At 68.5% G+C, this 26,251-nt stretch carries 20 protein-coding genes; 12 read left to right on the plus strand and 8 right to left on the minus strand.

The features are described from left to right. Positions 1-161: 161 nt before the first annotated feature. From GF068_RS36255 to GF068_RS36265, 3 genes are all read right to left on the minus strand, one after another. Positions 162-2,861: a hypothetical protein gene (locus tag GF068_RS36255; RefSeq protein WP_153824128.1), complete on the minus strand. Its 2,700-nt coding sequence runs from the start codon at positions 2,859-2,861 to the stop codon at positions 162-164. After that, the gene (locus GF068_RS46630) at positions 2,858-3,493 is read right to left on the minus strand and encodes a hypothetical protein (protein WP_170319879.1); all 636 of its coding nucleotides are present in this window, start codon (positions 3,491-3,493) and stop codon (positions 2,858-2,860) included. Before GF068_RS46630 ends, GF068_RS36255 begins: the two co-directional genes overlap by 4 nt. A 193-nt stretch (positions 3,494-3,686) precedes the next feature. Further along, positions 3,687-4,310 (minus strand): hypothetical protein, encoded by a 624-nt coding sequence (locus tag GF068_RS36265; RefSeq protein WP_153824129.1) that lies wholly within the window; start codon positions 4,308-4,310, stop codon positions 3,687-3,689. A gap of 772 nt (positions 4,311-5,082) precedes the next feature. Here GF068_RS36265 and GF068_RS36270 point away from each other — a divergent pair. Next, positions 5,083-5,463 carry a hypothetical protein gene (locus GF068_RS36270; protein WP_153824130.1) on the plus strand — a complete coding sequence of 127 codons (381 nt, stop codon included), beginning with the start codon at positions 5,083-5,085 and terminating at the stop codon, positions 5,461-5,463. A gap of 22 nt (positions 5,464-5,485) precedes the next feature. Here GF068_RS36270 and GF068_RS36275 read toward each other — a convergent pair whose 3' ends face one another. Then, positions 5,486-5,932, minus strand: a complete 447-nt coding sequence (locus GF068_RS36275) for a Fur family transcriptional regulator (protein ID WP_153824131.1) — start codon at positions 5,930-5,932, stop codon at positions 5,486-5,488. A 232-nt stretch (positions 5,933-6,164) separates the two neighbouring features. Between GF068_RS36275 and GF068_RS36280 the strand changes: the two genes are divergently transcribed. The 11 genes from GF068_RS36280 to GF068_RS36335 all read left to right on the plus strand — a co-directional run bounded on the left by GF068_RS36280 (position 6,165) and on the right by GF068_RS36335 (position 19,723). Further along, positions 6,165-8,387, plus strand: a complete 2,223-nt coding sequence (locus tag GF068_RS36280) for a DUF4139 domain-containing protein (RefSeq protein ID WP_170319880.1) — start codon at positions 6,165-6,167, stop codon at positions 8,385-8,387. Positions 8,388-8,472: 85 nt separating this feature from the next. Further along, positions 8,473-9,471, plus strand: a complete 999-nt coding sequence (locus GF068_RS36290; RefSeq protein ID WP_206079626.1) for a DUF898 family protein — start codon at positions 8,473-8,475, stop codon at positions 9,469-9,471. Positions 9,472-9,484: 13 nt separating this feature from the next. Continuing rightward, the gene (locus tag GF068_RS36295; protein WP_153824134.1) at positions 9,485-9,850 is read left to right on the plus strand and encodes a DUF2752 domain-containing protein; all 366 of its coding nucleotides are present in this window, start codon (positions 9,485-9,487) and stop codon (positions 9,848-9,850) included. Between the two features lie 114 nt (positions 9,851-9,964). Then, positions 9,965-12,187: a type VI secretion system Vgr family protein gene (locus GF068_RS36300; RefSeq protein ID WP_153824135.1), complete on the plus strand. Its 2,223-nt coding sequence runs from the start codon at positions 9,965-9,967 to the stop codon at positions 12,185-12,187. 15 nt (positions 12,188-12,202) lie between these two features. Beyond that, a complete protein-coding gene (locus tag GF068_RS36305; protein WP_153824136.1) occupies positions 12,203-12,595 on the plus strand; it encodes a PAAR domain-containing protein in 393 nt (130 codons plus the stop codon). Between the two features lie 3 nt (positions 12,596-12,598). Continuing rightward, positions 12,599-13,516 (plus strand): DUF4123 domain-containing protein, encoded by a 918-nt coding sequence (locus GF068_RS36310; protein ID WP_153824137.1) that lies wholly within the window; start codon positions 12,599-12,601, stop codon positions 13,514-13,516. Next, positions 13,516-13,932, plus strand: coding sequence for a hypothetical protein (locus tag GF068_RS36315; protein WP_153824138.1), 417 nt, complete (start codon positions 13,516-13,518; stop codon positions 13,930-13,932). The genes GF068_RS36310 and GF068_RS36315 overlap by 1 nt, the downstream gene beginning before the upstream one ends. Before the next feature lie 4 nt (positions 13,933-13,936). Further along, positions 13,937-15,571, plus strand: coding sequence for a T6SS phospholipase effector Tle1-like catalytic domain-containing protein (locus GF068_RS36320; RefSeq protein WP_153824139.1), 1,635 nt, complete (start codon positions 13,937-13,939; stop codon positions 15,569-15,571). 12 nt (positions 15,572-15,583) lie between these two features. Continuing rightward, positions 15,584-18,406: a type VI secretion system tip protein TssI/VgrG gene (tssI, locus tag GF068_RS36325; protein ID WP_153824140.1), complete on the plus strand. Its 2,823-nt coding sequence runs from the start codon at positions 15,584-15,586 to the stop codon at positions 18,404-18,406. After that, the gene (locus tag GF068_RS36330; RefSeq protein ID WP_153824141.1) at positions 18,403-19,020 is read left to right on the plus strand and encodes a HEAT repeat domain-containing protein; all 618 of its coding nucleotides are present in this window, start codon (positions 18,403-18,405) and stop codon (positions 19,018-19,020) included. The genes tssI and GF068_RS36330 overlap by 4 nt, the downstream gene beginning before the upstream one ends. Before the next feature lie 16 nt (positions 19,021-19,036). Then, on the plus strand, positions 19,037-19,723 hold the full coding sequence (locus tag GF068_RS36335; RefSeq protein WP_153824142.1) for a penicillin-insensitive murein endopeptidase: 687 nt from the start codon (positions 19,037-19,039) through the stop codon (positions 19,721-19,723). 16 nt (positions 19,724-19,739) lie between these two features. Here the strand turns inward: GF068_RS36335 and GF068_RS46635 are convergent, their stop codons facing one another. From GF068_RS46635 to GF068_RS36355, 4 genes are all read right to left on the minus strand, one after another. Beyond that, positions 19,740-22,226: a DUF2169 family type VI secretion system accessory protein gene (locus GF068_RS46635; protein WP_153824143.1), complete on the minus strand. Its 2,487-nt coding sequence runs from the start codon at positions 22,224-22,226 to the stop codon at positions 19,740-19,742. Positions 22,227-22,303: 77 nt separating this feature from the next. After that, on the minus strand, positions 22,304-23,218 hold the full coding sequence (locus GF068_RS36345; protein ID WP_153824144.1) for a hypothetical protein: 915 nt from the start codon (positions 23,216-23,218) through the stop codon (positions 22,304-22,306). Positions 23,219-23,290: 72 nt separating this feature from the next. Beyond that, on the minus strand, positions 23,291-24,106 hold the full coding sequence (locus GF068_RS36350; RefSeq protein ID WP_153824145.1) for a hypothetical protein: 816 nt from the start codon (positions 24,104-24,106) through the stop codon (positions 23,291-23,293). 94 nt (positions 24,107-24,200) lie between these two features. Continuing rightward, entirely contained in the window at positions 24,201-26,111 is a 1,911-nt protein-coding gene (locus GF068_RS36355) for a bifunctional homocysteine S-methyltransferase/methylenetetrahydrofolate reductase (RefSeq protein WP_153824146.1), read from the minus strand. Between the last annotated feature and the right edge of the window lie 140 nt (positions 26,112-26,251).

Below are 26,251 nucleotides of genomic sequence, written 5' to 3' on the forward strand. Positions count from 1 at the left end.
GGGGGGTCCCCCCGAACTCGGGGTCGCAGAGCGACCCCTCGGACAACAGGACCCACCCCCCCGCGCCCTTCCCCGCCTCCCCCGCGCCGATGGGGTGCAGGTCAGGGGGGGCGGGCTGGGCGGAGGGTGAGGCTGTGGTCCGGAACGCGAGGGGCTCGGCGTTACTTGAAGTTCCCCGAGAAGAACGAACCGACGTTGAGCCCCAGGGTCAAAAGGAAGTGGTGGGCATACTGGGGCGAGACGCGGGTGTCGTACTCGTAATAAGCGCCGAACGCGACCTTCGAGCCGAGCTGGCTCGAAGACGCGTCCAGCACGGGCAGCGTCGCGGCCACACCTGCCAGAAACGTCGGCGCGAAGCTCGCGTCGCCGAGGTTGATCAGGTTCATTCCGACCTGGACCCCGGGATTCAAGGGCCACGGGTTCACGCCCTCGTCCTCGCAAAAAGGCTCCAGGGTGAAGAGCAGCCCGGCGCGGGGCGTGACGTATTGCACGCTCGACAATTGCTTGCTGTGCCGCAGCTCCGTCGGCGCCGCCGGGGTGCGGAAGCCCGACACCGGGACGAAAGCGGTGACGTAGGTGCGAAACGGAAGAACCTGCCACCCGAAGGGACCGCGGGGGCGAAGGTTCGCCGCAAAGCGTAGATTCGTGTGCTCCCGGGACAGGAGCTCCTCGAGGATCTTGTCCTTCGTCGCGCCCCGGTACAACGCGTCGCCTTTGACCTGCGCCGCGATGCGCGCCTCCACGCGATAGAGCCCCTTCGCGTCGTTGTCACCCGGGGGCGCGTCCAGCTTCATCCCTGTTTTCGGGCCCGTCTGGTGGTCCTGCAGAGACCAGATCTTCTCGACCTTCTCCACGCCGTCGCGTTGCACGGTCACGAGGACGCTCTGGGGACCGAAGAGCGCGCGCACGGCGCTGAACTCCCTTTCGGCACGGACCCGGATCTCGCACTTCCCATTGCGCACGTCCTCGTTGTTGATGGCCCGCGTCTGTCCATTCCAGGCGACTTTCTCGGAGCCGTCGCAGCTCACCTCCAGCAAGTTGCTCACCGGCAGCGGCACGCTCTCGCGGCGCGCCTTCGTCGCGAGCGTGACGTCGAGCTCCAGCAGCGGCTCGAATCGGTTCGCCACGAGGATCGGCCGGGGATCCGAATCCTTCTGCTCGTAGGTGCGGATCACGCGCATCAGCGCGAGCCGCGGCCGGATCGGGCGTTCCGTCTCCCGGATGACGTCGAAGGTGATGTTCTCCGCGCCGTCGAGGAGGACACGCCAGGGCCAGGCTTGCTTCACCTTCGAGCCCGCCTTGGGCTTCTCCTCCGGCTTCTCCCCTTGCGGCGCCGGCTTCGCCGCCGACACTTGCGGGGGCTTCGGCGCCGGCTTCGTTGCCGGCTTCTTTGGCGATGTTGGCGTCTTCGCCGTCGGCGACGCGGGTTCCTTGCTCTCGCTTTTCGGCGGCACGGTTTCCTCCACGAACAGCCGCTCGGCGTGATCGTAGTAGACCTCGTGCACCGTGGGGTTCGACGCTACCACCCACACGAACTCCTCGTGTACGCTGACCTTTCGTTGCTTGACGACCTCGCGAACCTCGGGGACCTCGGGGACCTTGGGGACCTCGGGAGGCAGGCTCGGGTCGATCGGTATCCATTGCTCGATGCCCTGGGGCCGGAGCTTCGCCGGGATCGAGAGCTTCGCCGTGTTGACCACGAGGTATCGGTTCTTGTCCGGGGGGTCCGATCCCTGGAGGGCCATCGGGTTCACCACGGCGATCCCCTCATCGACCTCGCCGGATGCGCTGTCGAAGTACGACTGAAATTTGGATATTTTGGGATCATCGGAGCGTCGCAGGCGATAATCGACCTTCAGCTTCCCCTCCACGCGAATCGACTCCAGCACCTCGAGCGAGGTCACGCCGAACTTGCCTTCCGCGCCGAAGAGTTCGACCTCCTGCATGCCGAGCGGCAATGCGGTCGGCACGTCCCGAAGCACGTAGGTGGAGTAAGAATCCTGCACCTGCTCCGCGCGAATGTCGTGCGCGCCGAGCCGCACGTGCGTGAGCCCATACAAACGGGATCCGCAGTTCCCCGATGCGTCTCCGGGCGCGGCCTCGAAGGAGATGTTCTGCAATGACGCTCCACGGACGAGGCTGGTCACGTGTCCGCGTGGCACGAATCGGCACGTGTCGATGTTCACGTGCACCGTGGCGGCGAGCTCCTTCGAGTTGGCCTTGGTGTACTCCATCTGGATGCGACCGCGCTGAATGGGCTCGCTGAAGCGGAACACGACGCGCTCATCGCGCACCTCGACCTCGCACTTATCGACTTGCTTGTCCACGCCCACGGGCGGCGTGCTCCATGCCTTGCAGGTCGGGCTCATCCCCAGCTTGTCGAGGGCGGGACGGGCCCACCCGACGAGCTTCGCCTCGTACTTGTCGGGCGAGACGATGAGAGGCGCGAACATGGTGGTCCCCGTCGTTTGCGTCGTCACGTCGACGACCTCCCAGCTCTCGTCGGCGACGTTGTCCCCCGCCTCCGTCGTGCAGAGGGCCATGCCGGTCTGGGAGATCAGGCCGATGAACCCGCCGTTGTCGCGCAACGCATTCTCATACGTGGCCTTCGCGAGGATCCCGCCCGTGCTGACCAACCAACGTGGCGCATACCTGTCATTCGAGATGCTGCATTGCTTGTACGGCGTGCCCGCCGTCTGCACGAGGACCGCGGTCGCCGTGAAGCGGGAATCGACGCGCACTTCGATCTTGGCCGTGCCCGGCTTCTTCGAGGCAGCCTTGCCGCCTTCCTGCGCCGCCTGCACGACGCCGGCGGACGCACAGAGAACGAGCAATGATATCCAGGGACGATTCCACTTCACGATCCACCTCCCATGCCCCCGCCGCCGCCGCTTCCGCCGCTCCCCCCGCTCCCGCCGCCGCCGCCGCTCCCCCCGCTCCCGCCGCCGCCGCCGCTCCCCCCGCTCCCGCCGCCGCCGCCGCTCCCCCCGCTCCCGCCGCCGCCGCCGCTCCCCCCGCTCCCGCCGCCGCCGCCGCTCCCCCCGCTCCCGCCGCCGCCGCCGCTCCCCCCGCTCCCGCCGCCGCCGCCGCTCCCCCCGCTCCCGCTTTCGCAGAGCTCCCTTTGACCGGACGCGATGGTCTTGCCCTCGACGTCCTCCTTCTCGACGCAGTCCGGCTCCATGCCCTCCTCTTGCATTCCGAAGGGCTCCTCCAGGTACCGGAACTTCGAGGGGCAACTGTCGTCGGGTTTCGCGCAATAGCGCGTCGCGCAGACGCAGATCTCGCCCGTCCCGGCGCAATAACGAAGAATGTCGGGGTCCCCCTCGAGCGGCACGCCGCATTCGAAGGGTTGTTCGGTCCCACGACACGTGCTCTCGCAGCTCGCGCCTGCGAGCCCCACCGCCAGCGCCACCCAGGCGCTCCGCGTGAACCAGCCGGCCCACCGTCGAGCGGGGCGCCGCGACGCGGCGCCCGCCCTACCATCCGTTTTCATGAAGCCCATCTCCTCGATTCCGTGAAAAGTGACAAAGCGCCAGCTCTGCAACGAGCAGGCCATGACACCCGGTGGACGGAATCTCGGGAGATCTGGTGAGGAGGACTGGTGGGAGGCGCAAGGCTTGCGCCTCCCCTCGTGATTTTGCGCCGGGGCCGGGAGCCTCGGGTGGGAGCGCGGGCGGGAGCTCGGTTCAGCCCTCCCCCTGCTCCTCCGCCCCCGGACTCGCCCGCAGGTGGATCCGCTTGTATTCCTTCGACGCCGGCCCGTGCACCTCGCGCACCACCCGCTTGAACGACAGATACTTCTCGTACGCCGGTCCATACGCCGTCGCGCGGGCCGTCTTTGCGTTCGCCAGCGACGTGTTGGCCTCGACCGATTCGCGGATTTCCTTGATCACCTGGGGCGCGCTCTGGCCGAATTCGCCCGTCACGATGTCGTCGGCCCACGGCGCGCCGAGGTGATCGTCCACCGCGTCGAGCAGGTCCTCGAGCGCGTTCACCTTGTCCGTATCGGTCGGCTGCCGCTTCAGGGTATCCGGCACCGAGAGCGTCGGCACGTACGCCAATGCAATCGCGCGCGCCTCGCGATAAGGCTGGTCGATCGCCACGAGCGCCGCATTCGCCTCCGCGCCCTCCTTGCCCGCCGCGCTCTCCCCCGCGAGGACGGACTTGTGCGCGGCGAGAAACGCCTCGCCCGCCCCCTTCAGCACGTCCCCATACACCCGCGACACCACCGGCCGCGCATTCATGTCCTCGCCGAGCTCCTGGCAACGCGTGAGCAACCGATAGAACCGCTTGTAGTCAATCGCACCCATCAGAACATCCTCCCGACCAAACAGCGTGTGCTGGTTCGGTGTGGACGGTACCAGAAAATCCGTGAGCCGGGCGGCAGAACCGTGCTGCTGTACACGATGGGCGTGGAGGCGTACCCGAAGGCGGGGCGGACGTGCAGGAGGCGAGGCGGGGCGCGGAGGAGCGAAGCGCGGGCGCGCGCGAGGAAAAAACTCGTCCGTGGGAGCAAAACGCTCGGAGGTGAGGAGCAAAACGCAAACGCGCAGGAAGGAAACGCAAACCCGTAGGAGCGAACCGCAAACCCGTAGGAGGGTTGGCGTGTGATGTAGCTACCTTTACTCGATGTGCAGGAAGCAACCGCGCGGGGGCGAGGAGCAACGGCACGGGCGTTCGAAGGGCCGGCGCGTCGGTTTCGTGTGGTCGTTTTCGTGAAGGGCGAGGGCGATGGCGTGTGGTCCGGGGCGCTTCGGGAGGGGCGGCGGGAGGGGCGGGTTGACCGAGGGAGTGTGGGTGGGGTAACGTGGCGGGAGTTTCGGGGGAGGCGTGGATGCGCGCTCGACTGCTTCTTCTGCTCGGGGTTGCTACGATGGTGATGGGGTGCAGGCACGCGACCACGCCAGACTGCAAGAGCCCCGCGTGGTGTGCGGAGCAGACCCCATTGTGCCACAACAGTTGCGGCAACCGAGGCGCCGCGCCGAATTGCAGCTCGTGTTGCGAGGAGATGCGCAAGCGCTGCGAGAACTGCGAAGGGCCCTTCAACTTCGGCGACTGCGATTGACCTTCGAGGAATGCACCATGCGAACGTTACTCATCCTCATCGCCGCCGTCGCCGCCTCCGCCTGCGGGCGTTCGGAGTCCAACCAGTTCACGCTCGAAGCCGGAAAGGTCGCGCGCGTGGAGAGCTGTCACCTGCGGATGGACCATACGGTCCTCCGAGACGACGTCCATTATGCGGCGCTCGCGTACACGTGTGACGTGCCCGCGTCGGCCCTGAACGAGAAGAGCTGGTGGGGCGACAAGCCCCAGCCCCTGGGTTTCTCGATGAACTTGGGCGACTGCCTTCCGCTGGACACGGCCTATTATTGCGTGGAGGCGATCGAGGAGGGCAAGGCGTCGCTCGAGGCGACGTACAAGAAGCCGCGGAAGGCCGAGCAACACCTGGAGCGGATCCGGTAGCGTCCCCCGGAGGCGCTACCCCTCACGCACACCTGTCACACGTCCCGCGGAACTGGATCTCCAGCCCCTTCTTCCGCAGCGCCCGCGGGATCCCCCGCGTCGCCTTCACCTCGACGATCTCGTCCGGCAAACACGCCACCTCGCCGCAGCTGTTGCAGACGAAGTGCGGGTGCGTCCCGCTCTCGTGCTCGCCGCCTTCACGCACGAGCTCGAAGCGCCAGACGTGATCCCCCACGTCCGTGCGTCGCACGAGGCCGACCTCCGTCAGGTCGATCAGGTTGCGGTAGATCGTCGCGCGGTCCCAGCCCTCGGGCGCGAGCTCGGCGCAGAGGTCGCCGTGGCTCACGGGCGTCTTCTGCGCGAGCAGCCGGCGGAGCACGGCCAGGCGCGGCGCCGTCGCCCGCAAGCCCTTGTTCCGCACGAGCGACCGCAACTCGTCGATGCTGGGAGGTTCCGAGGGACGCGGCATGCCTTGTCCCTACCCCGACCTCGGCCCCGTCGCAATGGGGACAACGGAGAAGGCGCAACGCGGATGCTGTTGCAGATGTCCACCCCGTGTAAGGAGATGGCCCCCCTCGCCGTTCTTTCTGTCTCGAAGCCGCAGGAGGCGGTTTACCATCCCCAGATCGTTGGGGCGGGTCGTTCGTCGAAGGGCGTTCGGCGCGCCGCGCGCCGCCGGCTCCGCACGTAGAGGTCTCCCGATGAAAAAGATTCTGGCTCCGATCGCGCTGCTCCTGCTCTCGGGCTGCGCCAGCAAGGCCACGAGCTTCGTCAAGAGCGACACCACGCTCGGTCGCGTCGTCGTCTACCGCAACGGCATCGCCTACTTCGAACGTTACGCCGAGATCGACGGCGACGCGCTCCGTCTCAGCGTGCCCGGCGACAAGATCGACGATTTTCTGAAGTCACTCACCGTGACCGACGCGACCACGGGCAAACCCGCCCCGATCGCCTACCCGACCACCGGCCACGCGCTCGCCGGGCAAGAGCAGAACCAGCAACAAGCGCAGCAGAACGGGAGCGGAAACCTCGTCAACATGGAGATCCAGCTCCAGGGGCCACGACCACACAAGCTCCTGCTCTCGTACGTGACCGAAGCGCCGTCGTGGAAGCCGAGCTACCGCGTCTCCGTCGGCAAGGACGGCAAGATGAAGGTCGAGGCCTGGGCCATCGTCGACAACACCTCCGGCGAGGACTGGAACAAGGTCAAGCTCGGCGTCGGCTCGAGCTCGGCCCTGTCGTTCCGCTTCGATCTGCGCTCGGTCCGCATGGTCCAGCGCGAGACGCTCCAGTCGAACGATCTCTTCGCGCAAGCGCCGCCCATGGGCGGCTCGACCTACGCCGGGCAGCCGTTCGCCCCGGGCATGCCGGGCAAGGGCAACCGCGTGGTCGCCGAGCTCGACGACGCCAAGCTCGCCGCAGTGGACGCGCCGCGCGACGAGGAGCGAAACATGCCGGTCGCCAAGGCCAACAAACGCGGCATCGCGCAAGGCACGTTCGGCGGGCTCGGCGGCGGGCGCGCAGCAGGCGCCGCCGCGCCCACGAAGCCCGCGTCTCGACCGATGGAGCCGTGGGCGGAGACCAAACCGAAGGACGACTCGGGGCTCTCGCGGCTGGCGGCGCAGTACAGGAACTCGCGAAGGCAGGTGGTCGTGGAGGGCTTCGCCGACGGGCGCGACGGCGACAAGTACGGCGCTTCGCTCGATCGGGCGAACCGCGCGCGCGAGCAGCTCATCCGCGCCGGGCTCGATCCCTCGCAGGTCGTGGCCGTGGGCAACGGCATGCAAGCAGGCCGCGCAGGCGGCGTGCGGATCGTCGAGGCGCCGCCGGAAGAAGCACAACAAGCGCAGATGCAAAACACCGCGACGCTCGACCCAGGAAAGGCCGCGAGCGCCGAGCCGATCGGGACGTCGCACTTCGAGTCGCCCACGCCGATGACGGTGCCGCGTTTGATGAGCGCGATGGTGTCAATCCTGAACACGGAGACCGAAGGCGCCTTCGTGTATTTCTACGATCCCGAGAGCACGCGCGGAAATTCGGCGTTCCCGTTCCGCGCGGTGCGCCTCAAGAACCCGACGGACTCGGTGCTGGAGAGCGGGCCCGTGACGGTGTTCGGCGAGGGGCGGTTCATCGGCGAGGGCATGAGTGATCCGATCCCGGCGCGCTCGTTCGCGTTCGTGCCCTTCGCGCTCGATCGGCAGATCGTGGTGGAGCGCAAGGACGAGACGCGCGACGCGATCGCCCGCATCCTCAGCGTGCAGCGCGGCGTCTTCTCCACCGAGGTGAGGCACACGAAGAAGAAGACGCTCGTCATGACGAACCGCCTGCAGGACAAGGCGACGGTCTACGTGCGGCACACGGTCGCGCCCGGGTTCAAGCTGTCGAAGGCGCCGCCGTCGCAGGAGCGGTTCGGCGAGTCGTACCTCTTCAAGATCGAGATCCCCGCGGGCGCGAAGGTCGAGGTCGACATCGAGGAGGAGACGCCGCTCTTCAAGAGCACCGACATCCGGAGCAACGTCGGGATGGAGATGGTGCGCGTGCACCTCTCGTCCGCGGCCGTCGCGGGGCCGCTGAAGGAGTCGGTGACGAAGCTGCTCGATCTGCAGAAGGAGATGGCGAACCTCGAGCAACGCATCAGCTCGTCGCGCGAGCAGATGGCCGAATACCGGCAGCGGCTCGACGAGCTGCACGCGCAGATCGTGACGCTGAAGGTCGTGAAGAGCGGCGGGCCGCTCATGCAGAGCCTCGAAAAGAAGATGCAAGAGGTGAGCGACCGGATCTCGAAGGCCACGATCGATCTCGTGGCGCTGCAAGAGAAGCTCATGCTCGCCCGCATCCGCTTCCAGGACGGCGTCTCCGAGCTCTCGCTCGAGAAGGAGACGACGGGTGCGGACACGAAAGACCCTGCGGGGACGAAGATCTAACTCCGCCGGGGTGCTTGCCATCTTTACACCTTCTCCCGGAGGGCTGTACGCTCGCCCCTGACTCGCAAACAGGGACGGTGCACGGATGAACCCAGGCGGTTACGGTGGCGGCGGCGGCGGGGGATACCCGCCCGGCGGTGGTTATCCTCCCGGCGGTGGTGGGGCAATGCCGCCTCCTGGTGGTGGCGGAGGCTGGGGCGGTCCCCCGGGCGGCAGCGCGCCTCCTCCGGGCGGCGGCGGAGGTTGGGGACAACCTCCGGCCGGCGCCCCGGGCATGGGCGCTTATGCGCCGCCGCAGGGTGGTTATGGCCCGCCGCCCGGCGCGCCGATGGGCATGGGCGGGGGTTTCGCCGGCGGGATCGGCGGGCGCGTCGTGTTCAACGGCGACGGCGGCAAGCTCTTCGGCACGTACCTGCTCTTCGGGGTCGTGCCGGTGATCGCCGCGTACTTCGTCTTCGGCATCATCTACGGCATCGGGTTCGGCCTCGAGAGCGCGATCGGCACGGGCGGCATCGTGATGGCGCTGTTCTCGCTCATCGGCGGGCTCGTCCTGTTCGCCGGCGTGCTCGTGGCCTCGGTGCTCTTCGCGAACAAGTTCTACGGCTTCTATTACGAGGCGCTCGCGCTCGACGGCCAGCAATGCCAGTACACGGGCACGCCGCAAGAGCTCGCGAAGGTGATGGTCCTCAACACGATCCTCACCAGCGTCACCTGCGGCATCTACACGCCGTGGGCGATCGTGCGCATGAAGGAGTTCGTGCACAGCAAGGTGCTCGTCGGCGGGCAGCCGAACCGGCTGACGTTCCACGGCGACCCCGCGTCGCTGCTCGGCACGTACATCCTCGGCCTGATCCTCATGTACTGCACGCTCGGGATCTACGGTCCCTGGTTCGCGAACAACCTCTTCGCGTTCATGTGGGAGAACACGAAGCTCGACGGCCGCGGCTACCAGTTCCGCAAGGATCCGGGCGGGTTCTTCGGGACGTACCTGCTCACGGTGCTCTTCACGTACCTCTCGTGCGGCATCTACTACCCCTGGGGCATCTGCAACATCCTCAAGTGGGAGGCGGAGCGCGTCGCCTGACGCGCGCGTCCGCATGCTCGAGAGCGCCACAAAGCGGCTCCGCTTCGCGCTCCCGGCGCTCTCGATAGCCTCCCTCCTCGCCCTCCTCCCCTTCCCCACCTGCATCTTCCGCCTCGGGCTCGGGCTCCCCTGCCCCGCGTGTGGCCTCACGCGCGCGGCGCTCGCGCTCCTGCGGCTCGACCTCGCGGCGGCGACGCGCTTCCATCCGCTCGCGCTGCCGCTCGCGCTCGTCGTCGTCGCCACCGTCCTCGCCGCGCTGCGGCTCGACGACGAGGGCTGGAAACGGTTTGGCAGGGACGTCTCCGGGGGCAGCGCGGTCGCGATCATGGTCGTCTGGGCCTGCCGGTTCCTCGGCCTCTTCGGCGGCCCGGTGCCCTGACGTCACGCGGCGCGGCAAAGCTCTTCACCATAAAAATCCGCTGCCATGCTCGACGCGAGAACGCGGGAAAATGCCCTTGTTTTCGGCGCTGGCACGCGTGGTAGGATTACAAATATGCCCATCCTCGAGCTCAAAGTAGCTTCAGGCGCGGATCTCTCCGTTCGACGCTTCACGGTGGAGGAGAGCGTCTCGACCCTCTCCACGATCGCCGTGTGGGCCCGGTGCGAAGATCCGGACGTCGACCTCGAGGGCATCATCGGCAAGGACGCGTCGCTGAAGATCGTGCACGGCGTCCGGTTCGTCGCGGGGCTCGGATCGCGGACGTGGAAGGGCGTGGTCACGCACGTCGAGCAGGTGCACGGCGTCTCGCCGCTGCCCGGGCAGAAGGCGGAGTCGACGTACTTCATCCGCATCGCGCCGAAGGCCTGGTTGCTCACGCAGCGCCGCGGTCACCGCATCTACCAGCACCTCTCGATCCCGGACATCGTCGACAAACTCCTCGGCGAGTGGGGCATCACGCCCGTCTGGAAGATCGATCGCGGCACCTACCCGAAGCTCGAATACAAGGTCCAGTACGGGGAGAGCGACTACAACTTCATGAGCCGCCTCGTGGAGGAGGCGGGCATCGCCTTCACGTTCCCCGACGATCAAGGCACGAACATCACGTTCCACGACAAGCTGGAGAAGGGCCCGAAGCGCGGGGGGCTGCCCATCTCGTACGTCGAGGAGCCGAACCAGGAGTCGGAGAAGGAGTTCGTCACGAACGTCCGGCTCTCGCACGAGGTGCGGCCGGGGCTCTGGACGCAGCGCGACCACGATTTCCGCAGGCCCTCGTACGAGCTCGCGCAGCAGTCGCCGCGCTCGCCGGCGCCCGAGGACAGGTACGAGCAGTACGTCTACCAGCCGGGCTCGTTCCTGTCGGAGACGGGCAAGGCCGACGGGAACACGCCGGTGGCCGACGACAAGGGCGTGGCGCGGCACGACGAGAAACACGGCAAGGGGCGCGCGGAGAAGGCGCTGCTCGGGCGGCGCATGGGGCGCAGGCAGGTCGCGGTCGACACGAATTGCCCCGACCTCGCGCCGGGGATGATCTTCAACATCGGCCACCACCCGCACCCCGAGATCGGCGAGGGCGCGGATCTGCTCGTCGTCGATCTGCGCATCGAGGGCTCGCCGCAGGACGAGTGGAGCATCTCGGCGCGCAGCGTGTACACGGACGTGGTGTACCGGCCGCCGATGCGGACGCCGAAGCCGAAGCTCAACAACGTGCAGAGCGCGACGGTGGTCGGCCCGCCGGGGCAGGAGATCCACGTCGACGAGTTCGGCCGCGTGCGCGTGCAGTTCCCCTGGGATCGCGAGGGCACGTTCGACGACAACAGCTCCTGCTGGATCCGCGTGAGTCAGGGCTGGGCGGGCACGGGTTACGGCATGATCGTGATCCCGCGCATCGGGCAGGAGGTGCTCGTCGGCTTCCTCGACGGCGACCCGGATCATCCGATCATCACGGGCCGCGTCTTCAACGCGACGCAGGTCGTGCCTTACGAGCTGCCCAAGTACAAGACGCGCAGCACGTGGAAGAGCAACTCGTCGCTCGGCGGCAATGGCTTCAACGAGATCATGTTCGAGGATCTCAAGACGCGCGAGCTCGTCTGGATGCAGGCGGAGAAGAACCTGCGCAAGTACGTCAAGAACGACGAGATCATCACGATCGGGCACGACCGGCACAAGTACGTGGTGCGCCACGAGATCGAGTCGGTGAGCGGGACACGCGTGGAGGTGACGAGCGTCGACCGCATCGAGATCACCGACAAGGACCGGACGCTCTACGTGGGCGGCGGGAGCCTGAAGCTCGTGAACGGCGACGAGCACGAGATCACGGACGGCAACATGAAGCTGCTCGTGCAGAAGGATCAGGACATCGTGGTCCGGCAGATGCGGCGCGAGCGAGTCGAGAAGGACTCGAGCCTGCACGTGATGGGCAACCGCAACGAGCGCGTCGACGGGACGCTGTCGCTCACGGTCGACAAGAACCACTACGAGAAGGTGGTGAAGAACGCGGCGCTCGAGGTCGCGAAGGAGATCCACCTCAAGGCGGGCTCGTCGATCGTGATCGAGGCGGCGAAGGATCTGACGCTGAAGGGCCCCGGCGGGTTCGTCCGCATCGACGCGAAGGGCGTGACGATCAAGGGCAACCTCGTGCGGATCAACAGCGGCGGCAGCGCCGGGACGGGCTCGGGCGCGAAGCCCATCGTGCCGGACGAGGCGAAGCTCGCGGTGGTGGACGAGCCGGAGCGGCCGAGGCCGATCGATCTGCGGGTCGAGGGGATCGGGCAATAAAAAGGGGAACTGGCCATGCCTCCTGCTGCACGCATCACGGACATGCACGTCTGCCCCAAGGTGGATCCGGGGCCGAAGCCCCACGTCGGCGGGCCGGTGATCTCGGGCGAGCCGACGGTGCTCATCGGCTTCATGCCGGCGGCGCGGGTCGGGGACAAACTCATCTGCATCGGGCCGCCCGACGCGGTGTCGCAAGGCGAGCCGACGGTGAAGATCGGGAACAAGGACGCGGCGCGGCGCGGGGATCCCACGGACCACGGGGGGAAGATCGTGCTCGGCTGCCCGACGGTGAACATCGGCTCGTCGACGCAGGCGGACGCGCTTCGCACGGACGAGCCGTTCTGCGAGGAGTGCGAGCGGGCGAAGCAGGAGCGCGACGCGGCGCGGAAGAACCGCGGCGAGAGCTGAGCGATGCAGCGGGCGATCGTCGAGCTTCGTTATGGTCCGGAGGGCGGCACGAAGAAGGTGCTCTCGCCCGGCGAGACCTTGCGCGTGGGGAGGAAGGCGAAGGCGCAATGGATCGTGTCCGACAAGCACATGTCGGGCGTCCATTTCGAGGTCGCCTACGACGGCGCGAAGGTCCTCGTGCGAGACCTGTCGAAGGGGACGGGGACGCTCGTCGGGGGGCAGAAGATCGCGGCGGCGGAGGAGCTCGTCCACGGGGGCTGGATCCGCGCGGGCGAGACCGATTTCATGGTGTACCTCGAGGCCGCGACGCCGCCGGACGAGGACGAGATGGACGTGCTGCTCGCGGCGGAGCCGGACGAGCTCGAGCCGCTGGAGGCGCAGTGGGTCGAGGAGAACCGCGCGCGGCTGCTCGGGGACAAACGCCGGAGGGCGGCGCGGGCGGCGGAGGCGCTCTCGCTGCTCCGCGCGGTGGAGGGTCCGCTCTACGTGGTGCTCGACGCGGCGCGGACGGACCGAATCCTGACGGTGGTGCGGGAGTCGGTGGATCGATATCGGTCGCTGTATGAAGGGTTCGACGGCGAGGCGCTGGAGGACGTGGCGCCGTACCTCGTGGAGATCGATCGCTCGTCCTCGTTGCTCGCGCGGCTCGTCGAGGAGGGCTGGGGGAACCGCTGGGGGATCTTCATCGTGTATCCGCGCAGCTTCAAGGAGCTCCGGCGGCACCTCCGGCGGTTCTTGATGGTGGCGGACGCCGAGACGCGGAAGAAGTATTATTTTCGTTTCTACGATCCGGTCGTCCTGCGCGAGTTCTTGCCGACGTGCACGCCGAAGCAGAAGGCGGAGCTCTTCGGGGAGATCCGCGCCTTCCTCGTCGAGGATCCTTTCGGGCACGTGGCGCGTTTTCCGGCGGAGGTCTCCTGATGTTGCTCGTCACGAAGGCCCAGCGACGAGACGCGGGGTATTCGGCGTTCCTGGATCGCATCGTGCGGCACATGAAGCTGCATTACTGGCGCGACGTGGGGCACTGGCCGCCGGAGACGCTGCGGCGGCGGGTCTCCCATTGCATCCAGAAGGGGCGCGAGCAGGGCTTTACTTACGAGCGGAGCCTCGCGATCTTCACGGCGAACATGATCCGCATCGATCCGCGGTTCTTCGAGCAGGAGGACATCGCGGCGCTGCTCGCCGACGCCGATCGGCCCGAGGAGGAGCGGCTCGAGGGGCTCGTGAAGGAGATCTCGCCCGACGCCTGGGCCGACGCCGGGGAGATGTGCGCCGACAAGAAGGAATACTGGTTCACGGTGGATCGCGAGATGACCGATCCGAGCGGCGAGGGGTGAGGCGATGAGCGGGAATGGACAAGGCGGCGGCAGGGTCGACTCGTTCCTCAAGGCGCTGGAGGCCATGGAGAATGGTCAGGGCTTGCCGCTGACGCCGCCGACCGGAGAGCAGGAGTGCCCCATCGGCCGCATCCGGATCGGCATCTTCTTCGACGGCACCGGCAACAACCTCTGGGTCGACGAGGCCCACGCGAACGAGACGCTGGGGCCGGACGGCGGCACGAATGGCCCGACGAACGTGGCGCGGCTCTTCCGGGCCTACCGCAAGCAGGGGATCGTGCTCGACAAGGCCTACCACCACGGCGTGGGCACCGATTTCGCCGGCATGATCCGCCGGAACCGGCCGAACATGGACGATCCGGCGGCCAAACCCTCGACGCCCGTGGTCCGCCGGAACATCGTCGGCATGACGATGGGCGCCGGCGGCAAGGCGCGTATCGACTGGGGCCTGCGCATCCTGGCCGAGTTCTTCAGCAACAACAACAAGTGGCGCATCAAGGAGAAGTATTTCGACGTCTGCGGCTTCAGCCGCGGCGCCGGCCTCGCGCGCGATTTCGTGAACCAGGTCCGCGCCCAGCGCGTCGCGAACCTGACGACGGAGACCTCGCCCGGGTTCTTCCGCCGAAACCCGGACGCGATCCCGTCGGCGCCGATCGAGCTCCATGGCACGGGCATCCGGGAGTTTCACGAGCCGATCGATCCGGACACGATCTACCCGAAGTTCATGGCGATCTTCGATACGGTCGAGATGTGGGGCCCGGGGACGGGGACGTTCCTGCCGGACGTCGATCACACGTACGTCGAGCATTGCGTCCACCTCGTGGCGGAGGACGAGTTCCGCACGCTCTTCCCGCTGACGAGCATCTTCATGGATCCGAACACCAAGCCGGGCCGGCAGTTCCCGGCGCAGGAGCGGCACAGGCAGCGGCGCCCGCAGCCCGACTCGCGTTATCAGGAGCCGCGCGATTACAAGAAGTGGATGCTCGAGGTCTGGTACCCCGGCTGCCACAGCGACGTCGGCGGCTCGTACCTGCCGCGCACGAACAAGAAGCACCACCTGCAGTTCATCACGCTCCGGGACATGCACAAGGCCATGGTGAAGGCCCAGGTCCCGATCGGGGCCGTCGAGCTGCCCTTCGACGGCATCATCCTGCGTCTGTACGAGGAGTATTGCGGGTTCCGGTCGAACAAGGACTGGGCGACCCACCTCGAGCAGCCGAGCAGCCAGTACGTCCACTGGTACGAGACGGACGAATACATGGCGCGGTTTTACGGGCCAGACCCGAACTGGACCGTGCCCTACCGCGGCATGAGCCCCGTCGTCGTGGGCCTCTCGCATGCGGGGGCCGGCATGCACGGCGCCTACGTGCCGCCGCCGGCGCCGACGCAACCGCGGTGGCCGGAACGCTTGCTCGCGATCACGTCGCGCGACTCGAACCCGTCCTACCAGCTCTTGCTCCGGCATTACATCCACGACTCCGCGACGGAGTCGCCGGGCTCCACGATCCTCGGCGAGGCGACGGACCGCCACGGGCGGCAACGGCTGCAACGCAAGGTCATCCCGGCGGGCGCGCAGCCGCAGTGGTCGCGCCAGGTCCCGGTCCGGAACGAGCACCGCCCGCCGCGGTCGACATTCTGACGCGAGGTCACGATGCCTTTCTTCGAATTGAGCTTCGATTGCGGTGAGTCCTCGCTCGTGGTGCGCCGCTTCTCGATCCACGAGGCGGTCTCCACGCCGTTCACGGCCTCGCTCTGGGTGCGCAGCGAGAACCCGGCCGTCGACATCGGCGCCATCGTCGGGCAGCCGGCGATCTTCAAGGTGCGCTCCGGCTACACGAACCTCACGGGCGGAGGCCTGCGCGTGTGGAGCGGGTACGTGAGCTACATGGAGCAGACGCACGCCGAGCACCGGCAGAACAAGGTGCTCTCGACGTACCATTTTCGCATCGTCCCGCACCTCTGGCTGCTCGATCAGCGCCGCAATCACCGCATCTTCCAGCACCTCTCGATCCCCGACATCGTCGACAAGATCCTCACGGAGTGGAACGTCCGGCGCGCGTGGAAGATCGATCGAGGGCAATACCCGAAGCACGAGTTCCGGGTGCAGTACGGCGAGACCGATTTCACGTTCATCAGCCGATTGCTCGAGGAGGCCGGCATCGCCTACACGTTCCCGGACGTGGACGACAACGGCTCGCTGCTCACGTTCAGCGACCTGCTCCACAAGAACCCGCCGCGCCCCGGGCCGCCCGTGCCTTACGAGCACAACCCGACGATGGAGGCCGAGCGCGAGTACGTCTCGAAGGTCTCCCTCGTGCGCGACGTGAGGCCGGGCGCGCTCGTCCTCCGCGATTACGACTTCCGCCGGCCCGATTACAAGCTCCTCGGCGAGGCGCCGAAGGCGAACGACGAGGCGCGGTTCGAGCAATACCATTACATCCCGGGCGGCATGTTCGTCGAGGCCGGGCGCGGGGGTGACACGCCGTTCGCGGACGACAAGGGCATCGCAAGGCACGATCAGCCGACCGGCGAGAAGCGGGCGACGCGCGCGCTCGAAGCGGCGCGGGCGGACCGCGGGGGGATCGCGTTCGAGAGCAACCTGAACGATCTCACGCCGGGCGTGGTGTTCCGCGTCGAACACCACCCGCACCCCGACCTCGCGCGGCCGCTGCTGACGACGGATACGATCCTCGAAGGGTCGGCGGAGGGCGAATGGCAGGTGCTCGGGCACGCGGTGTTCGCGGACGTGCCTTATCGGCCGCCGCTGGTCACGCCGCGCCCCGAGGTGCTCGGCGTGCAATCGGTGCGGGTCGTGGCGCCGCGAAACGGGACCGACCTCGACAACGCGGTCCACGTCGACGAATTCGGGCGCGTGCGCGTGCAGTTCCCCTGGGATCGCGAGGGCAACCTCGACGACGATAGCTCCTGCTGGATCCGGGTCGTGGAGGGCTGGGGCGGCGCGGGGTATGGCTGGCTCAACCTGCCGCGCGTGGGGCACGAGCTCCTGGTCACGTTCATCGACGGCGACCCCGATCGCCCCGTGCTCGCGGGCCGCGTCTACAACGCCGAGAAGCCGGTCCCGTACAAGCTGCCGGAGCACAAGACCGTCAGCGCTTGGAAGAGCCAGTCGATGCCGGCCCTCAATGGGTACAACGAGATCAAGTTCGAGGACCAGAAGGGCGAGGAGCTCTTTTACATGCAGGCGGAGAAGAACCTCCGCAAGCTCGTGAAGAACGACGAGATCGACACCGTGGGCCACGACCGCGACAAACTCGTGCAGGCCTGGGAGTTCGAGACCGTCGGCGGCAATCGCGTCCAGCACACCGAGAAGCAGCGGGACGAGATGAACGGGCGGCTGCAGCACATCCACATCAAGGGCGACCGCCGGCAGCTCGTGCGCAAGGACGAGAACGAATACAACTTCACGCACCGACGCCTGCTCGTCAAGAAAGACCTCGACGCGGTGGTCAAGGGCGAGAAGCGCGAGCGCACGGAGTGGGACCTCCACCTCCGCACGCAGCAGGACCGGAAGGACCGGACGGGCAAGGACCACTCGCTCTTCGTGTACCAGGAAAAACAGGAGAAGGTGGGCGGGAGTTATGCCCGGGAGGCGGGCAAGGAGATCCATTACCGGGCCGGCGAGAAGGCGTTCGCCGGGGCGCCCGACATCACGCTGAAGGGGCCCGGCGGGTTCATCCGGATCGACGGCAGCAACGTGACCATTTCGGGGACGAAGGTGGACATCAACGCCGGGGGCAGCCCGGGGCACGGGCACGGCGCGCGGCCGAGGGAGATCGTGAAAGCCGAGGAGGCCGTGCCGATCATCGGCGACGTCCACGTGCAGCCCGATTCGCCGGCGTTCGCGACGATGAAGGCGCTCTGGGACAAGCTCGTCGCGGACCTCGCGGTCAAGCCGGAGGACCTGAAATACGCGCAGCTCAAGCGAATCGAGGAGCTCAACGAGATCGCCGCGAATGCGGACATCGAGACGCGCGAGAATGGGCTCGTGCTCTGGTCGGGCAAGGGGCCGCCGGTCGCGGGCACGGTCGCGCAGGACCTCGCCCGAGAGCGCACGGCCGAGGGGATCCCGTCGATGACGCTCGAGCAGACGCCGGGCGGGATCGAGCTCGGTCACCTGGGGTCGCGCGATCCGTGGGAGAACACGGACGAGGCGTGGAGGATCGTCTCGAAGAGGCTCGCCACGCAGGCCTCGGGCGACGTGCACATCGTGCTCGGCATCGTGCCCATCCCGGAGGGGCGGATCGTGCGTGATGAAATCGAAATGCTCGCCAGCAACCCGAAGGTGACGTCGATCAACGTGCTGCAGATGGTGCCGAGCCCGACGGGCAAATACAAGGACGCGGGCGGCGCGACGTACGACCTCGAGCCCATCAGCATGCAGGAAGCGCTCGGGCTCGGTCCGCCGCCGCCGCCCGAACCCGAAGACGAAGGCGAAGAGGAGGCCGCGTCGTGACCCATTCACCCATGTTCCAGCGCTTCGTCGAGAGCGTCGCGGGCAAAGGAACGCAATGGCGGGAGGACGTCGACATGGAGGCGCTCCGCGCGCTCGAGGACGAGGAGCGGCGCGAGGCGGAGGAGCTCCTGATGCGCCGCCTCGACGACAACGACACGCGCGCGGCGCGGGCGCTCGCCGAGATCAAATGCCGCGGCGCCGTGGCCCCGATGCAAAAGGCTTATCCGAACGCGAAGGGCCGCATGAAGGTGGCCATCACGCTCGCGCTGCGCGACCTGGAGGTGGCGCCGGCCGATCCCATGATCGCCGAGATCCTTCGATCGGGGGACCTCGACGGAGGGGTGCCGGCGATCGCGGCGGCTCGCTCGATGAACACGCCGGAGATGGTGGACGCGCTCGCGTGGGCGGCCCTGCATCACCCGGATCCGAACGTGCGAAAGAGCGCGGGCTCGATCCTCATCTATCACTCGGGCGCAACGAACGACCCGCTCGCCTGGAAGCAGCGGCCGCTGTATTTGCCGCTCGGCTCGGAGGATCTCGCGGTCCGCCGGAGCGCGTTCCGGGAGATCTGCAAGATCGCGTCCTTCCCGCTGGAGCTCGCGGATACTTTGTAATCGCGGAGGAACGAGCATGTATCGTCTCACCGGATCGGTCGGGCAAGGCGGGCGCAACACGCACGACGACGTGCTTCTCGTCCAGAAGCAGCTCAACAAAAACGCGCATATCGCGTCCACGATCGGCGCCGTGCCCGAGACGGGGATCATGGACGAGGCGACGCTGCGCGCGATCCTCTCGTTCCAGCGCACGGTGGTGCGCCTCGGCTCCCCCGACGGGCGCGTCGATCCACACGGGCGGACCTGGCGCACGTTGCTCGGCGATCAGCCACAAGCGACGAACGTGGCCTTCGTGCAGCTCTCGGGGGAAAACGGGAATTTTTATCTGTACGAGCCGCAGGATCGGGTCTGGGGCACGCCCTCGACCATTCAATCGATCAAGAACGTCGCCGAGGTCTTGCGGCCGCACGGGTTCGAGATCGGGATCGGGGACATCAGCTTCCAGCAAGGCGGCCGGATGGCGCCGCACGGCTCGCACCGGCGCGGGACGGACGTCGACGTCCGCCCGGTGCGCGCAGACGGTCGGAGGGCGCCGGTGACGATCACGGATCCGAACTACAGCCACGAGCGGACGAAGCTGCTCGTGGAGGCGCTCCGCGCGGATCCGAACCTGAAGCTGATCCTGTTCAATGATTCGAAGATGCCCGGGGTGCGGCCCTGGGAAGGGCATCACAATCATTTGCACGTGCGGTTCGAGGAGTAGCTCGAGCCGCGCTCTTTCACCTCGAATGCTGCACCCGGCCGATGGCGAGGGCCTTGAGCGCGGCCGGGTGTGGCTCGTACTGGTCTTCCTGGTAATAAAGCTCGGCGATCAGGCGCGCGCGGAACTTCTGGAAGAGGGGGAGCCTCTTCGTGATGTCCTCGGGGAGGTAGACGGGCGCGGGGCGGGCGCCGGTGCCGGTGGTCGTGTGGAGGTGGGCGCGAATCGCGGTCATCCCGAGGATCTGGCGCTTCTGGTAATGGCGGCCCTCGACGAGCGCGCGCTCCATCTGCAGGTCGAGCGTGTCGGCGCTGAGGGCGCGCCGGGCCTTCTGGAAGGCGTCGCGAATACGCAAGGTGTAGCCCTCGATGATCGGCGGAGGGCAGAGGTGATCGGGCGTCGCCAGAAATTCGCGGGCCTCGCGGATGGCCGTCTTGAGCCCCTCGTCCGTGCCCGCGACGGGCGTCGACACGGCCACGGCGGCCTCGAGCGTCTTGCGCTCGTCGAAGGGGAACGAGAGCTCTCCGGAGAGCAATAACAAGGAGGGGACGAACTTGTTGCCCGGACGAACGGCGGCGCCGAGCTCGGCTTCGAGCTGATCGACGTCCTGGGAGGCCCCACGCGAGAGGATCTCGAAGATGTCGCGGGTGTCCTCGATCTCGATGGGGTCCTTCGTGGGGGCCGGATCGTCGAGGGTCTCGTCGGCGGGTTTCTCCTCCATTTCGTCGAGGATGGCGCGCCATACGGGGACGCGGCAAATGCGGGCGACGGCCTCGGGGTTGTACCAGATCAAATGGAGGACCTCGCGGGCGTCGAGCCGGCCCGAGGGGCGGACGCCGGCGCCGAAGGCCGTGGGCGAGATGCGGCCGTCGTCGCGTTTGCCCGCGGAGGTCGTCGTATTCGAGCCCGCGGCGGCGTTGGAGGCGCCGAGGACGCCGGCGCTCGCGTCCTGCGGGGAGGCTTGCGCGGCGGCGGTGGCGGCGGCGACGACGACCTGGCCAATGGACGGCGCCGGCTGCGGCTGGACAGGCGCGGGCGGAGGAGGCGGGGCGACGACGGGCGGCGGCGGCGGGGCCGCGACGGGCTGCTGGCCGGGGAGGGTGGACTTCCAGCTCGGCGACGAGGGGCGCGCGGGAGGCGGGGGCGGCGTGGTCTTCGCCTGCGGCGGGGGCGGGGCGGGGGGCCAGGGGGTCGGCTTGGCGAAGGGGAGCCCGCCCGAGGGCGTGGTCCGTTCGTCCCAGGTCGCCCGCGGCTGCGCGGGCTGCGTGGGTTGTGCGGTCGCGGCGAAGGGCAGGCCGCCCGAGACCATCGTGCGTTCGTCGGCGATGTTGTGGGCGGGCGCGGCGGCCTTGACGAAGGGCAGCGCCTTTTGCTGGCGCGGCGGCGCGCTGAACTCCGGTGGAATCACGGTATCGATGCCCTCATCGTCCTCGGCGATCATGGTCATCGTGGTGGCGCGCGGCTTGGGCGGCGGGGGAATGGCCGGGTCCTGCGCGACGGGCCTGCCAGGGACGGAGGGCCCGGGGGCGATGGGGACGACGGTCGTGGCTTCGTCGAGGGTGAGCACGATGCGGCCGGGCTCTTCGAGGCGCTCGAGCTGAATGCGGCCGCGGAAGGTCAAGGTGGCGAGCTGGCGATCGGTGTCGATCCAGAGCGTATCGCAGAGCAATGCGAGGACGTGCGCGCCGCCCCGCCCTTCGAGCACGGCGCGGGGCCGGAGGCCCGGCAGATTGGTCACGAGGCGCGGGACCTGCGGGTGCATGTTTTCGAGGACGACACGCGCGTCCTCGGCGAGCTCGGCGAGCTGCTGGTCGCCGGGCGCGACATTGAAATACGAACGATCGAAATCCTCGGGCAAGGGGGCAGCGATGAGGGAATGGGGGGAGAAGCCCTGGGCATGACGACCGAGCTTGCCGCGGCGGAGGGGCCACTCCGGGGGCATGGGGCCGAAGCCGACGGACGGAATGGGGGTGGCCGGGGAGCTCACGTTGAGGCCGGGGGGCTGGAGGTTCGGGAGCTTGAGGCGGCCGAAGGAGTCGCGGACGTCGAGGCGGACGCCGACGGGGTTCGAGGTCTCGGGCCCCCCCGCGGCGCGCTCGTAGGCGAGGGACATGCGGGAGAAGCGCTGGCCCTCGACGAGGGTGCCGTCGGCGGTGAAGGAGCGGTCCTGGTGGACCTCGATGGATTTGTCGATGTCGCCGACGATGAGGCGCGCGAAGAGCGAGCGGACGGGCAGCCCCTGGGGCGCGAACGCGGAGCCGACGAGGACGACGTCGACGCGAGACTTGACGGGGGCGAGGTCGCTCGGGGCGAAGAGGCTTCGGCCGTCGTCGTCGTCCCAGTAGCAGTCCTCCTCGTGGACGGGCTCCTGGGCGGTGGCGAGCGGCGATTTGCCCGGCTGGATCTGGCACGTCGCCTTGGCGACGAACGTGAGCGTGAAGGCGCCGGGTCCGGACTGCCAGATCATCGAGGCGACCGGCAGCGGAGAGAGGGAAACGACCTCCATTCGTCGAGGTTAAACCAAGGGGAGCGCCGGTGACCAGGTCTTCGCGGGCGCCCGCGGATACGGTGTGGTGGTTCGTATCAGTGCCCGTTCGTGGCCCCCAGCCACGCCGCGAGCTTCTCTGGGGACAGGTCGAGCACGGCGTCGCCGACCTCGTCCGGCCCTTGCTCGCGCAAATGCTCCACGAGGGACGAGCGCTCGGCCGACGTGAGCGCGCGACGGAGCCGGCGCTCGACCATGTGCACGAGCGGACGGAGCCCCTCCTCGCGCCCCTCCTCGCGTCCCTCCGCGCGTCCCTGCACGAGCCCCTTGGCGATCAGCTCGCGGACGATCTCGCTCTGATACTCGTAATTCCGCATCTTCCCCAGCTCCTCGAACGCCTTGCGTGCCGCCTCGCCCAGTGAAGATAGCACGAGGTCCGCGTACAGCGCCTTCCGCTCGGCACCCTCGACGCCCGTGCTCGCCGCCAGCGCAACGGCGGCGACCTCGAGCCCCTTGTCCGTTTGTCCGTGCGAAAGCGCCGACAGCACCGCAAGCTCCGGCCGCCTCGTCGCCTCCCCGATGTCCGTCACCACCGGAACACCCGCAGGGCCGAGCACCAGCGGCGCGACCGCTCCCTGACCCGGCCCGAGCTCGATCGGTTTGGCCAGGCGCGACGCGAGCGCCGCGTCGGGCGTCACGACCAGCAGGCACGCCGGGCAGCGGTAACGCGCGCGCGCACCGGCGATGTACGCCGGCCACACGAACGATTTGTCCGCGTCCCACTGGAGCTGCACCTCGACCACGATGACGAGCACCGGCCGCTCCTCCACCAGGAGCACCAGCAGATCGGCCCGCATTTCCCGCGGGATGATGTCCGTCAGGTCGGCCGCCTCGATGCGCGCCTCGGTGAAGCGCGGCAGCGGCACCGAGAGCGCCTCGGCGAGCAGCTCCGCCGCCAGCACGGGGCGATTGCGGAACAACTCGACGAGCGCTTCATGCAGGACCGAAGGCACGGGCAGCCCGGTAGGTTGGTTTGTCCTCGGGGTCAAGGGCAAACGATGAGGGCGCGCCGGCAGCGCGAGGGGTCATTGCATCGAGCCGCCGCCCTGGGTATCGGGCGGCAGCGGCGGCCTTCGCGCGAGCAGGTCGAGGGCGGCGCCGCGCAGGACGGCGGGGACCTGGGTGGCCTCGGCGACCTCGGCGAGCTCGTGCCGGAGGAGCTGCGAGAGGACGGGGACGGAGAGCTCGGGGGGCGTGCCGGGGTTGAGGACGAAGGTCATGCGCACGCGGGCGCGAGCCATCCAGCGCGCAGAGCGAGCGATCTCGGAGGCGACTTCGGGCTTCTGGGGGCGCTTGGCGGCAATACGGACGACGTCGTCCTCGGTGAGGCGAGGATTGGCGAGCAGGTTCTCGACGACGCGTGGATGGGGGTCGGCGAGCAGTTTGTCGAGGACAGCGCGGGCGGGCATGCGGGCGAGGGCGCGGCGCTCGCCGAGGGAGAGGGGGCGTCCGCCGGGCTCGAGGGCGATGCCGCGGTGCTCGATGGGGGAGCTCGGCGGGGGATCGGCGACGCGGGTTCTGCGACGGAGGAGGCGGGAAAGGCCGAGGAGGGAGGCGTCCCTGGCGAGGTCGCGGAGAGCGGTGATCCAGGCGGCGTGGGCGGGGTCGCCGAGGAGCGGGAGGAGGGCGGCGAGGACCTCGCGGGCGGTCGGATCGGCCTGTTCGGCGCGAGAGGCGAGCTTGTCGAGGGCGCGGGCGGCGGTGGGGAGGCCCGCGGCTTCGAGGGTGCGCAGGACGAGGGCAGTGCGCATGCCGAGGTCGGCGAGCGCAGGGACGACCTTGCAGAGGCGCGCGGCGAGGGCGGCGGAAGGGTCGTCGGGGGCGGGAGAGCGCGGTTTCAAGGGGGATAAGGGAGGGTAGCAGGGAGCGGACGCGGGACGACACGTGCACGTTCCGGAACAGCACCCAGCCCACGCCGCGCGTGGGCGAGGCCTTTCAGACGATGCCGTCCATCACCTCGAGCGCGAGCTCGTACTTGCCGAGCGGCGGCATGATGTACGCCCCCGCCACGCGATGACGCACCGCCGCGAGCATTTCCCGCGCAATGGCCACGCCCTCTTTTCGCGCGGCCGGGCCGCTGCCGACGCGCTGCATGCGGTCGCGCACGTCCTTCGGGATCTGCATGCCGGGGACCTCGTTGTGCAAAAACTCGGCGTTCTTGTGGCTCGCGAGCGGCAGGATGCCCACGAGGACCGGCAGGCCGAGGGGCTCGGCGTCTTTCAAGAATCGATCGAGCACTGAGACGTCATAGACCGGCTGCGTCATGACCAGCTCGGCGCCCGCGCGCTTCTTCAGCGCGAGGCGCTCCATTTCGCGCGCGTAATTCAAGGCCGCAGGCTCGGCGCCCGTCGCGCAGAAGAACGAGGTCACGCCGCCGAGCGGCTTGCCGCCAGGGTCGATCCCCGCATTGAGGCGCGAGGCGAGGCGCAAGATGCCGATCGAGTCGAGGTCGTAGACCGCCGTCGCGTCGGGAAAATCGCCCATCTTGGGCGGGTCGCCCGTGACCACGACGAGGTTGCGAATGCCGAGCGCGTGCGCGCCGACGAGGTGCGCGACCTGGCCGAGCAGGTTGCGATCACGGCCGCAGACGTGCAGCAAGGTCTCGATGCCGAGCTCCTCCTGCATGAGCACGGCGAGCGCGAGGTTCGACATCCGGGCCTGCGCGCGGGCGCCGTCGGCGATGTTGATCACGTCGACGCCACCCGTGACCAGCATCTTCGCGGCCGCGATGGCAGAGCGCGGGTCGAGGCCGACCGGCGGGTTCACCTCGACGGAGACGATGAACTTCTGGCCGATCTTGCCGGCGAGCTTGCTCTTGTCGCGCGTCGCGACGGGCCTTTGGCCGCTCGTGACGTGCACGGGCGGCTCGGGCGGGATGCTGCTGTCGGAGAAGCCGACCCAGAGCGGGCCAGGGTCGTCGCAGGCGCCGGCGGCGGCGCTCGCCTCCATACGCGCGGCGGCGGCCATGCGGCGGATGTGCTCGGGGGTCGTGCCGCAGCAGCCGCCGATGAGGCGGACGCCGAGCTTGCAGAGCCTACGAGCGAAGACGCCGAAGTACTCGGGGGTGGAGACGTAAATGAAGCGGTCGTCGACGCGGCGGGGGATGCCGGCGTTCGGGAGGGCCGCGAGGGGAATGCCGAGGGGCAGGAGCTTCTCGATGGCCGCGAGGACGACCTGCGGGCCGTCGGAGCAGTTGACGCCGATGACGTCGCAGCCGAGGTCACGCAGGCGGGCGCCGACGTCAGCGACGGGCGTGCCGTCGGAGAGCGTGAGGTCGGCGTCGACGGAGACCTCGGCGACGAGGGGGAGGCTGTCGCCCACGGCCTTGCGGATGCCGTCGACGGCGAGGAAGAGCTCCTCGGGCTGGCGCATGGTCTCGACCATGAGGAGGTCGGCGCCGCCCTCGGCGAGGGCCTCGGCCTGTTCGGCGAAGGCGTCGCGCACGCGGGCGCGGTCGTCCTCGCCGAAGGCGGCGAGCACGAGGCCGCTCGGTCCGATGGCGCCGGCGACGTAGCCGCGGTCGCCCATGGCTTTGCGGGCGAGCCCGGCGGCGGCGAGGTTGAACTCGCGGACGCGGTCTCCGTAGCCGTGGCGGGTGAGGCGCACGCGGTTGGCGCCGAAGGTGTTGGTCTCGAGCACCTGGGCGCCGGCGCGCACGTAGTCTTCGTGGATGCGCTGGACGAGCTCGGGGCGCGAGACGACGAGCTCCTCGTAGTTGACGTTGAAGAGCACGCCTCGCTCGTAGATCTGTGTGCCCATGCCCCCGTCGACGACGAGCACGCCGCGGCGTACGGCGTCGAGGAAACGCGTGGGTTTCGGGGCGATCGAGGGCGGGACGAGCGACATCGCGGCGCACCCTAGCACAGGGGATGTCGGCGGCGGCCGCCCGAACACGCGCGTCGGGCGAGCTCCCCCTCCCCTCGCCTGGACCAACTAGGTTATGCTCCGCCCGCCCGCGCGGCTGCGCGAGGGGTGTACGGAGGCGT

Source organism: Polyangium spumosum, from assembly GCF_009649845.1.
GTDB lineage: Bacteria > Myxococcota_A > Polyangia > Polyangiales > Polyangiaceae > Polyangium > Polyangium spumosum.

Excerpts from the sequence above, each read along its gene's own strand:
- GF068_RS46630 (WP_170319879.1), bottom strand. The coding sequence starts at position 3,493 with ATGAAAACGGATGGTAGGGCGGGCGCCGCGTCGCGGCGCCCCGCTCGA.
- GF068_RS36265 (WP_153824129.1), bottom strand. The coding sequence starts at position 4,310 with ATGGGTGCGATTGACTACAAGCGGTTCTATCGGTTGCTCACGCGTTGC.
- GF068_RS36270 (WP_153824130.1), top strand. The coding sequence starts at position 5,083 with ATGCGAACGTTACTCATCCTCATCGCCGCCGTCGCCGCCTCCGCCTGC.
- GF068_RS36275 (WP_153824131.1), bottom strand. The coding sequence starts at position 5,932 with ATGCCGCGTCCCTCGGAACCTCCCAGCATCGACGAGTTGCGGTCGCTC.
- GF068_RS36280 (WP_170319880.1), top strand. The coding sequence starts at position 6,165 with ATGAAAAAGATTCTGGCTCCGATCGCGCTGCTCCTGCTCTCGGGCTGC.
- GF068_RS36290 (WP_206079626.1), top strand. The coding sequence starts at position 8,473 with ATGAACCCAGGCGGTTACGGTGGCGGCGGCGGCGGGGGATACCCGCCC.
- GF068_RS36295 (WP_153824134.1), top strand. The coding sequence starts at position 9,485 with ATGCTCGAGAGCGCCACAAAGCGGCTCCGCTTCGCGCTCCCGGCGCTC.
- GF068_RS36300 (WP_153824135.1), top strand. The coding sequence starts at position 9,965 with ATGCCCATCCTCGAGCTCAAAGTAGCTTCAGGCGCGGATCTCTCCGTT.
- GF068_RS36305 (WP_153824136.1), top strand. The coding sequence starts at position 12,203 with ATGCCTCCTGCTGCACGCATCACGGACATGCACGTCTGCCCCAAGGTG.
- GF068_RS36310 (WP_153824137.1), top strand. The coding sequence starts at position 12,599 with ATGCAGCGGGCGATCGTCGAGCTTCGTTATGGTCCGGAGGGCGGCACG.
- GF068_RS36315 (WP_153824138.1), top strand. The coding sequence starts at position 13,516 with ATGTTGCTCGTCACGAAGGCCCAGCGACGAGACGCGGGGTATTCGGCG.
- GF068_RS36320 (WP_153824139.1), top strand. The coding sequence starts at position 13,937 with ATGAGCGGGAATGGACAAGGCGGCGGCAGGGTCGACTCGTTCCTCAAG.
- tssI (WP_153824140.1), top strand. The coding sequence starts at position 15,584 with ATGCCTTTCTTCGAATTGAGCTTCGATTGCGGTGAGTCCTCGCTCGTG.
- GF068_RS36335 (WP_153824142.1), top strand. The coding sequence starts at position 19,037 with ATGTATCGTCTCACCGGATCGGTCGGGCAAGGCGGGCGCAACACGCAC.
- GF068_RS46635 (WP_153824143.1), bottom strand. The coding sequence starts at position 22,226 with ATGGAGGTCGTTTCCCTCTCTCCGCTGCCGGTCGCCTCGATGATCTGG.
- GF068_RS36355 (WP_153824146.1), bottom strand. The coding sequence starts at position 26,111 with ATGTCGCTCGTCCCGCCCTCGATCGCCCCGAAACCCACGCGTTTCCTC.